The organism is uncultured Paraglaciecola sp. (genome assembly GCF_913020055.1).
Taxonomy (GTDB): Bacteria; Pseudomonadota; Gammaproteobacteria; order Enterobacterales; family Alteromonadaceae; genus Paraglaciecola.
In genome coordinates, this window is sequence record NZ_CAJWCF010000027.1 from 35,089 (window position 1) to 45,161 (window position 10,073).

At 40.6% G+C, this 10,073-nt stretch carries 10 protein-coding genes; 3 read left to right on the forward strand and 7 right to left on the reverse strand.

Annotated elements, in window-relative coordinates:
• Positions 1-27 precede the first annotated feature (27 nt).
• A complete protein-coding gene (locus QZ488_RS07895) occupies positions 28-1,203 on the reverse strand; it encodes a mandelate racemase/muconate lactonizing enzyme family protein (protein ID WP_293747314.1) in 1,176 nt (391 codons plus the stop codon).
• Positions 1,204-1,252: 49 nt separating this feature from the next.
• Entirely contained in the window at positions 1,253-2,020 is a 768-nt protein-coding gene (locus QZ488_RS07900; RefSeq protein WP_293747315.1) for a class II aldolase/adducin family protein, read from the reverse strand.
• A gap of 148 nt (positions 2,021-2,168) precedes the next feature.
• Between QZ488_RS07900 and QZ488_RS07905 the strand changes: the two genes are divergently transcribed.
• Complete coding sequence (locus tag QZ488_RS07905; protein WP_293747316.1) at positions 2,169-3,263, forward strand: Gfo/Idh/MocA family oxidoreductase; 1,095 nt, start codon at positions 2,169-2,171, stop codon at positions 3,261-3,263.
• Between the two features lie 6 nt (positions 3,264-3,269).
• Here the strand turns inward: QZ488_RS07905 and QZ488_RS07910 are convergent, their stop codons facing one another.
• Positions 3,270-4,097: a phytanoyl-CoA dioxygenase family protein gene (locus tag QZ488_RS07910; RefSeq protein ID WP_293747318.1), complete on the reverse strand. Its 828-nt coding sequence runs from the start codon at positions 4,095-4,097 to the stop codon at positions 3,270-3,272.
• A 452-nt stretch (positions 4,098-4,549) separates the two neighbouring features.
• Here QZ488_RS07910 and QZ488_RS07915 point away from each other — a divergent pair, with 452 nt between their 5' ends.
• Entirely contained in the window at positions 4,550-5,242 is a 693-nt protein-coding gene (locus QZ488_RS07915; protein WP_293747320.1) for a hypothetical protein, read from the forward strand.
• A 58-nt stretch (positions 5,243-5,300) separates the two neighbouring features.
• Here the strand turns inward: QZ488_RS07915 and QZ488_RS07920 are convergent, their stop codons facing one another.
• From QZ488_RS07920 to QZ488_RS07935, 4 genes are all read right to left on the reverse strand, one after another.
• On the reverse strand, positions 5,301-6,038 hold the full coding sequence (locus tag QZ488_RS07920; protein ID WP_293747322.1) for an HAD family hydrolase: 738 nt from the start codon (positions 6,036-6,038) through the stop codon (positions 5,301-5,303).
• Positions 6,035-6,955 (reverse strand): aminotransferase class IV, encoded by a 921-nt coding sequence (locus QZ488_RS07925; protein ID WP_293747324.1) that lies wholly within the window; start codon positions 6,953-6,955, stop codon positions 6,035-6,037. The genes QZ488_RS07920 and QZ488_RS07925 overlap by 4 nt, the downstream gene beginning before the upstream one ends.
• Before the next feature lie 104 nt (positions 6,956-7,059).
• On the reverse strand, positions 7,060-7,620 hold the full coding sequence (locus tag QZ488_RS07930) for an NUDIX hydrolase (RefSeq protein ID WP_293747326.1): 561 nt from the start codon (positions 7,618-7,620) through the stop codon (positions 7,060-7,062).
• A 186-nt stretch (positions 7,621-7,806) separates the two neighbouring features.
• Positions 7,807-8,727, reverse strand: coding sequence for an alpha/beta fold hydrolase (locus tag QZ488_RS07935; protein WP_293747328.1), 921 nt, complete (start codon positions 8,725-8,727; stop codon positions 7,807-7,809).
• 617 nt (positions 8,728-9,344) lie between these two features.
• Between QZ488_RS07935 and QZ488_RS07940 the strand changes: the two genes are divergently transcribed.
• On the forward strand, positions 9,345-9,941 hold the full coding sequence (locus QZ488_RS07940) for a Fic family protein (protein WP_293747330.1): 597 nt from the start codon (positions 9,345-9,347) through the stop codon (positions 9,939-9,941).
• Positions 9,942-10,073 lie beyond the last annotated feature (132 nt).

Genomic DNA, 10,073 nt, shown 5'->3' on the forward strand with positions numbered 1-10,073 from the left:
AATAGCGACCAAATGAGTCTTAATTGATTACTTCACTTGCATATTCGGTGAGCGATAAACCAATTCATCGTTTAGCTCAATACCAATGCCCGGCTCTTCTGATACTTCAAAAAACCCATTAACCGGCTGAGGATCTTGAATACATAACTCTCTATTCCAATCTTTAATCGCATAAGTATGATGCTCATGAATTAAGAAATTAGGGATAGCCGTTTCTAAATGTAAACTAGCAGCAGTCGCCACCGGGCCCCCACATACATGGGCTTGCACTCGAATATCGTATACATCAGCGTAATCACAGACTTTTTTAGTTTCGGTAAATCCGCCGCATAGCCCCACATCGGGTTGCAAAACATCAATACTTTGATCTTCAAAGTAAGGGCGCACATCCCAGCGATGATAAAGTCGTTCGCCACCCGCAATGGGTACTCGTACATTTTCAGCCACTTTTTTATGCACAGCAGAATTCAAGTAGTTCACTGGCTCTTCGTACATCATGCAACCTACTTCTTCCACCACTTCACCCATTTGAATCGCCGAGGCTGCGCCCATTAACGAGTGCGACTCAAATATAATATCTACATCTGGCCCTACGGCCGTGCGAATAGCCCGTAAGCGATCACCAAATAAGCGCATTTGCGGTTTAGTAAATAATTTAGTGCGGTCAAAAGAACCATTACCATCCGCATCGTACACTATGGGATCAACCTTAACCGCATCATAACCTTCCGCTACCGCCTTAAGTGCCGCTTCTGCGTATTGTTCTGGATGAGTTAATTTTGTGATGTCTTTGTCCCAATCAAACTGCAATTGGCTAGCATAAGTGCGTAATTTACCGTTGGTTTTACCGCCAAGTAGTTGATAAACAGGCACGCCAAATATTTTGCCTTTAATGTCCCACAAGGCGGTATCAATCGCACTCATAGCCGCATATAAAACCGGCCCTCCACCTAGTCCCCAAAAGCTTTCTCGCAACATACGCGACCACAATAACTCGGTATTCATAGGGTTAAAACCAATCAACATGGCTTCGGCAATTTCTTTAATCATATGCGCAGCAGCACTATGGCCTAAATCGTAGGCTAAACCTGCTTCGCCAACGCCTGACACGCCTTCATCTGTATGAATTCGTACAAAAATCGGATTCCACATGGTGCGTTTCGGGCAATGAATGTCGAAAATTTCAACACGGTTAATTTTCATTTTTATTTCCTATTCTTAAATTCTGGAAAGCTAAATCGCTAAAATTGGATTATTCACAAAAAGTGGGGTCAAGTTTGTAAGCGCGTCTTAACATGGCTGGCCAAGCCTTCTGACCACCTGTTTTACCGCTATGCACTATATTGGCTTGTGCATAAATACCATCAACAATTTCTTGGGGAATTTCGATTACGTCTTGACCACTTTGCATTAATTCCATTTGAATCTCACACGCTCTTTGTAAATCGTAAAAACGCATAAACGCATCACCCACAGTTGCCCCTAAAGTGAGCCCACCATGATTATGTAGCAACATGTGATTGGTCTGCCCAAGATCAGATTGCAAGCGCGCCTTTTCATTCTCATCAACCGCCAACCCTTCATAACCGTGATAACTTAACGACGACAATGAAAACATCGCATATTGACTCCAAGGTTTTAATCCACCTTGTACTGTGGCCACAGCAATGGTTGCTTTGGTATGCAAATGAATCACACATTGGGCATCATGTCGCACTTCGTGAATGGCACTATGAATGGTAAAACCCGCAGGGTTTATTTGGTAAGGCGAACCATCTAAAACATTACCTAACAAATCCACTTTGACTAAATTAGAAGCGGTCACTTCGTCAAAGGTTAAGCCAAATGCATTCACCAAATAATGCTCAGTATTAGGCACTCTTGCCGACAAATGGGTATAAATTAAATCTCCCCATCCGTGATCAGCCACCAGCCGATAACATGCAGCTAAATCAACTCGCGTTTGCCACTCTTGCTCAGATACTTGGTCCTTTAAACTAAATTTTTCTAATTGAAACACTGTTCTTGCACTCAACTCTATTAAAATAGCAGGGCTATATAATTTGACTCAAATACTACATTAAATAACACTGATAACAGAAACAAAACATAGGGCATAAGGATATTTCATATGCCGAAACGATAAGCCAATTAACAAAGGTGTTGTCATGTCAAAATTATCACGTAGACACTTTCTACAATTTGCAGGTGCAGGGTTAGCTACCAGCCTAACAGCTGGCTTGGCATTTAATGTCCAGAGTAACCCTAAAAAGAAGATCGGTGTCGCACTGGTTGGATTAGGTTATTACAGCAAGGGTTTGTTAGCCCCTGCATTAGAGCTCACTCAGCACTGTAAACTGCGTGGTATTGTCACCGGAACCCCCAGTAAAATTCCAGAATGGCAGCAACGTTATTCGATCCCAGATAAAAATGTGTATTCCTACGACAACATGCACGAAATCGCCAACAACCCAGATATAGACGTTATTTACGTTGTTGTACCTACTTCATTGCACCTTAAATATTGTGAGATAGGGGCCAACGCAGGCAAACATGTGTGGTGTGAAAAACCTATGGCGATGACCACCCAACAATGCCAACAAATAATCGATGTTTGCAATAAAAACAAAGTGCAGCTGACAGTGGGCTATCGCATGCAACACGAACCCAATACACGGGCATTGATGGAATTTAAACACGCAAAGCCCTATGGCAAAGTCCAAAGTATTATCAGTCAAGCAGGTTATGGAGGTAATGGCAGGCCCGCCGACAACTGGCGGATGCAAAAGGCAATGGGCGGTGGAGCCATGTACGATATGGGTGTCTACCCGTTAAATGGTGCCAGATTTTTAACTGGGCTTGAACCAATAGCGATAACAGCAAGACATGACAAATCACATCCACATATATTTAAAGAAGTAGATGAAACCACTTATTTTACCCTTGAGTTTCCTGAAGGGTTAATAGCAGAGTGCGCCACCAGTATGGTGAAGAGCTTTAACCAGATTAAACTCGATTGTGAAAAAGGCTGGTATCAATTAACCCCCATGTCTGAATATAGTGGAGTGACTGGGTTAACAAGTGATGGAAAACGCTTCCCACCTATCAAAGGGCTACAACAAGCCATACAAATGGACGACGATGCACTGGCTATTCTAAATCAAGGGCCAATATTAGTGCCGGGAGAAGAAGGACTGCGTGATATCCACGTGGTGCAGGCCGCCTTTGAATCAGCGGCCAGCGGTAAACGCGTATTACTTTAAATCTGGCTAAAGTAGGCTTGGCGTTGCTTGTAGCCAATTTTCTTTAGCATACAGGGTATCCGCACAAGTAATATGTAAGGTAAAGGCATGGCGCGACTTATCCGACAAATTAGGCGCACTAAAGTGGGGTAGCAGTCCATTAAATACCACCAAGGTGCCTTTGTTAACTTCTAAAGGTTTAGCACTGTCATCATTAGGCCAAGGCATATGGTGTAAAGTTTTTAATTCTGTACTGTCATCGGGATAACGTAAAAACTGCTCTTTTAAGGGGATATCCGCTCCCCCCGACTGCACCTGCAAACAACCATTTTGTAACGTTGCATCTTCCACTGCTAGCCAAAATGTCACAACTGAAAGAGGTGTAGTAAAGAAATAACTGGCATCCTGATGCCAGCGAATAACCCCGCCAATTTTAGGTTGTTTAAAAATGTACATGGATTGGTGAATTTGTGGTCTGGCCAAACCCAAATCTAATGCAATGTCTCTAATTTTATCGCTATGACTAAAGTCTTTAAATTCCGGTATTAATTGATGTAGAGCATGGCCAATTTTATTAATACTCAGTGACTTATCTTGTTTAAGCTCACCTGCTTGATCAAAGGCATCTTCTTCAAAAAAACACCGCACTTTATCCCCTGAGGATAAAAAGTAATCATCACGGGTTTTACTATGATCCTCAGTAGAAAAGACGGCACGAGTAGAATTAGGATCAAACTCGGCAACTATGTTATTCGCAGAATCTTTTAGCGCACTCATCTGCTCGGCAGAAAAACACTGCTCAAGCACTAAATATCCATTTTGTTGGTAAGATTTTTTTTGTTCTGTTGTAAGCATTTAAAGGTCTCGAACTACTATGAAGTGAAGCTAAAACGAGCTTAGCAAGATGGCCTATGTAAAAACAAAATTCAAGTAACTTTGTTGCTAGGTGAACAGTAAATATAATCCCGATTGTCCGCATAACGTCCTGAACAATAAAGCAGTATTAAGGTAAACTTACTGTAGTTTCAAACAAGGTATGCCAGAACAGTCTTAACAAGCTCAAAGTAATTAACCAATTATTTGTTATTTTAACTAACTTTTTGCCATTTATTTGCGACTAACCATTAAGAAAAACCAACATAACCATAATTATCAAACACTTACATGTTTGGCACATGACGTGCAAAAGCAAAGTGCTAGTGCAAGAGCAAGTGCTGGAGTAAGTGGCTGAACCAAAGACCAAACTTGTTAAGCAATCCCAAAATTAGAAACCAGAATAAATAACACATTACGCATAAAGGACAACTATGACACGCTCAAAATTAACAACCGCGGTACTACTAGCTGCATTAACCGTCAGTACATCTGGCTGTATCATTCATGTAGGTGGAAACGATAAGAATGACAGTGACGGCATTGAATACAGCAGTGTATTTGGCGGAGTAGACATTGCCGAAAACAAACGAGTGGGTGACCTTTCATCGGTCAATGGCAATATCACCATTCAAGACAATGTCACTGCCCGTGATGTTAGTGCAGTAAACGGTAATATCGAAATAGGTAATAACGTCACTGTAAACGATTTATCAACCGTCAATGGCGATATTCAAACTCAAAACTCTTTATCAGCACAACGTGATGTCAGCACAGTTAATGGCAACATAACATTTGGTGAAAATTCAAAGGTTGATGAAGATGTCACAACTGTAAATGGTGACATTAGCCTAACGTCCACCACAGTCGGTGATGATATTACCACTAAAAATGGCAGCATTAGCTTACTAAAAGGCTCGGTTGTAGAAGGCGATATCGAATTTGAATCACAAGATAACAGCAGTTGGTGGGGTGAAAAATCTCGTGAGCACAATCCCCCAACGTTAACCATTGATGCTTCATCTGATGTAAAAGGAATCATTATTTTGCATCAAGTGGTGATTTTGGAAATCGACAACCCAGCTGTGTTAGCAAAAGTTGAACGTCGTTACAAAGGTCAAGAATAGCTAAACTTGGTGAGGTCGGCTTTTGCGTCGGCCTCACCCATTTAGTTGATAAGTAAAACTAAGCAATAATTCTTTTATTATAGAGTTGCTGATAAAAAGGCTGAACTTGGTTGACCACCGAAAGCTGCTCATCATTAAGCTGCAATTGTTTCTCTGTATAAGGCGCAAAACCAGTAGAGTTTTCGACACTGTCATACCAATGTTTTGCCCAAACCCCATCACTGGTGCGGCCGCCTTTTGGCCAGTTCAACATTTTGGGCATAAATGGCACACCTAACTTTTCGCACAACAATCTTAACGTTCTTTCAGGGTTTTTAAGCACATCATTAGAATCGACAATAGGGATATCTTGACCGGAAGCCTGACTAATTTCTTGATACAACTCAAACTGCCTTTTAATGCCTATATCTTCGACCGAACAGACACCACGGCTATTAGTATAAGAATTAACCACCTGAGCGGGATCACGGATCAAAAAACAATGTTGCAGATCTTTTGCCCAGGTTAAATCGAAACCGGCTAACATATGATGTGTCATATGTTTTTGATACTGCACGTTGCTTGAACACTCACCGTTGACAAGTTCATTCGCCACTTGCTCATAACTGCTGCTTTGACTCTGTAACACTTCATCAAAACACGGGTGTGGGCTGCGGGTTTTATTCAGATAAAATCCGTAAAATGGCTCATCGACTACTTGTGAGTCACTGCGATTTTCCCAACTACGCATCATCGCCGTAGAAATATTCCGAGGACCAGACCACATAGCAATCCTATGGGTCTCTCTTTGGGTCATATAGCACTGCCTTGGGTTTCGGTTTCGACCAGCTGAATGTAAAGCTGCTGAAGTCGCGCTAACATAGGTTTTTCACCCGTACCTATTATACGTCCATCTACCTGAGCAACAGCAGACAAACCGGCAAAAGTACCAGTAATAAACGCCTCGTCAGCTCCGTATACATCGGCCAGAGTGAAGTTACGCTCAAATACTTTTATATCATTGTTTTTGCATAGGTTAATGACGTTACGGCGAGTGATCCCATCTAAACAAAAGTCACCAGAAGAGGTCCATACTTCACCATCTCGTGCGATAAAAAAGTGAGTTGAATTACAGGTTGCCACAAAACCATGGGGATCAAGCATCAAGGCTTCGTCAGCGTGAGCCTTAGCGGCCTGAATACAAGCAAAAATACAATTTAGTTTTGAGTGAGTATTAAGCTTGGGATCTTGTACATCAGGGTAACCTCTTCTTACATGGCTGGTGAAAAGTGATATGCCTGTATTATCTATCTGTTCAATGGCCGATTTATGTTCGGCAATAATCACAATGGTTGCGCCCGAAATGGTCACTCTTGGATCTTGATAAGGCGTACTTTTAATGCCTCTGGTCACCATTAAACGAATATGAACCCCATCAAACATCTGATTAGCATCACAAGTGTGTTGAATTCGTTCGACTAACTGCTCTTTCGTTAGTCCAATATCCATGTCTAAGGCTTTGGCTCCATCATAAAGCCTACGCATATGTTGCTCGATAAACGCCAGATGACCATTGTGTAACCGAATGCCTTCCCACACGCCATCACCCAATATAAATCCACTATCAAACACCGAAATTTTGGCTTCGCTGCGAGGGAATAACTCACCATTTATATTGATTAAAATATTCTCATTACGGGGATCTTGTTGATATTGATGTGTACCAGATGCCATTGGGATTAATCCAAACAGTTAGAATTGGGTAATAACTTAGCATAAATGTATTAAGTAGAAATCATCTAGATACAGCACTGACAGTTACTATGAAAATTCCCCCACTATTCCACCTCAACTAACTCGCTAACCCCTAGCAAAGTCTCAACAACTTTCTTCAGTAAAAACGTTTCACGTTCAATCGAAAGACCTTTTTTATCACTGTTCGCCATCACATCTTCGTTGTGCGCAATTGCTTCATGAATATTCACCCATAGAGGTGTCATGCCATTATTCACTTCATGTGACTCAAAGGCAGTGTCGCCCAACTCATCATCAATCTCACACACATAACAGTATGAAATCATATGAATAATATCTGCATCAGCTTTATACCACGGACGATATTCATCATAACGAGCAAAAGCTTTTACATTGCGTACCCCCTGCGCCCCTGTTTCTTCCTGAAGCTCACGAATTAAACCCGCCACTTCATCTTCACCATCGTCAATGCCACCACCAGGCAAGCTGTAATCATGATAACGCTGGGTAAAAAGCAATAAAATATCCTCGCCCTTAACCACAATAGCTCGCGCCGCGTGACGTTCAATGAGCTTTAGCTCACTAGTAGGAGAAATATCTTCAGGAGAGACATCGGAATGAAAAGCCGTTTTTAACAGTTGCATAAATGATTACCTAGGGGACGTGCCGATATTTTATCACTGTTCAGATCAAATGATTTCTGATAATTGGCCGAGCTACCAAAGATAAACAGAGATAAGCAGAGATAAAACCAATGCTTCTTCAAAAGAATTCAAAACAAACCAATCCGTTTTTCAACGAACCTGCCCCCTTTTATTTTCTTTTACTTATCATAACTCTTCTGTTTTTAGCCAATTACCCACTACTTCAACATATTCAATCGGCAATATATGGTCTTCTTCAAACGACACTATTTGCTTGTGGGTAGAAGTAATGTTGTCGAATATGAGTTGGTTCTGTTCTGGGCTAGCTACGTCATCATGTTCGCCATAAATGACCAGTACTCGCGCGGCATTGATCTTCGATACAAGATTAAGCGGTGAGACAATCGCTACTTTGTTATCAATAAATGGGGGCACAACACTGATGATTTGTTTAACTCTGTTGTCGACGGCTCCCATTAACAAAGCGACTTGGCCTCCCATACTGTAGCCTGCTAATGTTATTCGGTTTGCATCGAGCTCTGGTTGTGTTGCAATCCAATCAAGCAGTGTTCTATTGTCTATTACCGAATTTACAATCATCTGCTGGTAATCAAATTTATCTCCAAAATAATGTAAATTGTTCCAGATTCTCCTTAATGATTTACCTTCAATTTTACGCTTACCATGAAATCTTGCGTCAATGGCCACCACTGCATAACCTTTTGATAATGCCATTTTTGTTAGCTTATCAACCTTTGTTACCGTGGCTCGCCCCTTTAACTCATCTTTGAACCACCTTGGATAACTTCTACCCATTGCATGTAAACCAACAAGTACAGGATATGAGTCGCGTTTTTGTTCAGGAAGCTGTATTTGCCCATGAATCAACTCACCGTCAAATGCTCTAAATGAAAAGCTACGAGTATTTCCGATCTCACTTAACACCTTAAAATTGCTGAAAGTATTAAAATACTGATACTTATCTACAATCTCAGCTTGGGTCATAGTTTGTTGTGGCAGTTTAGCAACAGCAAAGTAGTAAGTGGCGGCTATTGCTGCAAAGCTGGTTAGAATTATTGCTGACCATTTGATTATCTTTTTCCTCATATTGCGTTCCCCTCTTAATATGTCGCTAATTTATAAGCAACCATAATTTATTGCAGGTGAAACTTTGGTGAAAAAACTAATAGTAAATAGAGTCAGAGAATAAAAGAGCGACAAGAAAACTACCGAAACGTACTTAAAAATCAGATCGAAGGTAAATTACTGGAAGACATCAGAAAAGCCACAAATAAAGGATTGGCGTTAAGTAATCAGGGCTTTATCCGCGATTTCGAAGCAATTACAGGAAAACACCTCAAAGAAGGAAAAAAGGCTGGCGTAAAAAGCACTTGGTACCAATGTTTTAAAATGGCTTTATTCTTCTATTTTTTATTCTCCTTCGCGCCATCATCCCTAATAGTTTTGACTTAAATTCCTTCAAACACAAGTAGGTAATGGACTGCGTTAATAATGTCATCATATAGAATATACACTTAGAATAAGCTATAATTCACGCAAATTCTGGGGGGACAATATGGCCAATTCAATTTTAAAAACTAAAGAGCAACAAGCTCGAGTTTTCACTCCTAAGATGAGCAATTTCGAGACAAGCTCTCGCTATGAAGGCTTATCCTTAAAAAAAGAAAATGAAGGCAAGTCTCTCAAAGAACTACAATTAAAGTATGCGCGATAAGTACGGTGTAAGTCAGGATAATTATTGTTACCCCAACTCCGATGTACTGAAAAACAAATTAAATATTCTAGATGAGACTACTTTAGAAGATGCAGAATTAGCATTTACCGCTGTTAGATATAGCGAATATTCTTCCGCTATATCATCCATAAATTCATTCAATTTAACTCACCTAAAAGCGCTACACCAACACCTTTTTCAAGATGTGTTTGAATGGGCCGGGGAAATAAGAACGGTAGATATATCAAAAGGTTTGACTCGATTTTGTACATGTCAGCGCATTGAGCAAGAAGCCACAAAACAATTTTCTAGACTCCCATTGCTTCTAAATATTAATTCGACAGAAGAGTTAATAACAGTCATTGCTGATATCTTTTGTGAACTCAATATTATCCATCCATTTCGTGAAGGTAACGGAAGAACTCAGCGTTTTTTCTTTGAGGAATTATTCTTCTTTTTAGGATTAAATGTAGAGTGGCCAAACATCAAAAAAGACAAATGGGTTGAGGCAAATATCCATGGGTACAATGGTAATCTTAAGCCTTTAGTTCAGATATTAACTGACGCCACATCGTTAGACATATAGTAACAAACTGATTCTGTTACAATGGATATATCTATAGTTCTGCAATGACATATCCTGACATATATGGACGCTCCCGTGATGTCAACGTAATACCTGCCTCTTCGTGCTGATTTTCAGCATGAATTACGCTTT